The 746-nt window shown below is 57.8% G+C and carries 1 protein-coding gene; it reads right to left on the bottom strand.

The window, feature by feature from the left end:
* Nucleotides 1–746: ATP-binding protein (locus J7438_RS26425; RefSeq protein WP_209279001.1), on the bottom strand; the 746-nt coding region annotated here is incomplete at both ends.

Below are 746 nucleotides of genomic sequence, written 5' to 3'. Positions count from 1 at the left end.
GCCAACACCTGGGCCTGGCTGGTGGGACAGGGTGCATCCGCCGTGATCAGCCGGAACCGGGCCATGATGTCTTTCAGGTCCCTTGGCGTCAGCTCATAGTCTGTGGATACCTGTTTTCTGTACTCTGCCAATAGGGAAAGGATGGTGTCCGAAGCGGTGGACCTCAGCTCCATGGGCCAGGTATCCGGCAGAAGTGGCTCAATGATGGCTTGTTGCAGAATGGACTCCGGCAGCGGCCGGTAATAGAGGCGCAGAATCCGGCGTTGCAATTCAGGGTCAAGATTCCGCCCCGGATAATTTTCCGGATTACCGGTCAACAAAACCCGGTGGTTATCTGTTAACTCGAACGTCTGGCCATTGACGCAGAGCCGGGCAGGCGATTGCAGCAAACCGGTCAGTGGTGACAATAGTCCATGTTGCACCAGGTTGGCTTCATTAATAACCAGCAGGCCCGGCTCGAAACTTTTGGCCCAATCCGTTATCTGGCCGGGTACCGAATGAGAGACCGTATTGCCCTGCCGGTCTCGTTTCAGGGAGACCGAACCGTACAGGTCTTCCCAGGTGGTGTTCGGTCCCAGGGTCAGGGTTTTCACTGTGTGCTGGTCAGGCTGTGGGCCAGCGGCAAGCCGGTTCATTGATGCCTGCCGCCGTTCCTGTAACGCTTGCCCGGTGGCGACGGCCAGACAGGATTTACCGGTACCCGCCGGGCCATTGAGCTCAATGATCCTGTGCTGTCTGAGCATGGT

Origin of the sequence: Thalassotalea sp. G20_0, assembly GCF_017744175.1 — a bacterium.
Lineage (GTDB): Bacteria > Pseudomonadota > Gammaproteobacteria > Pseudomonadales > Endozoicomonadaceae > Endozoicomonas.
The sequence above is the reverse complement of the archived record's forward strand: the minus strand, read 5'-3'. Positions and strand labels throughout refer to the sequence as shown.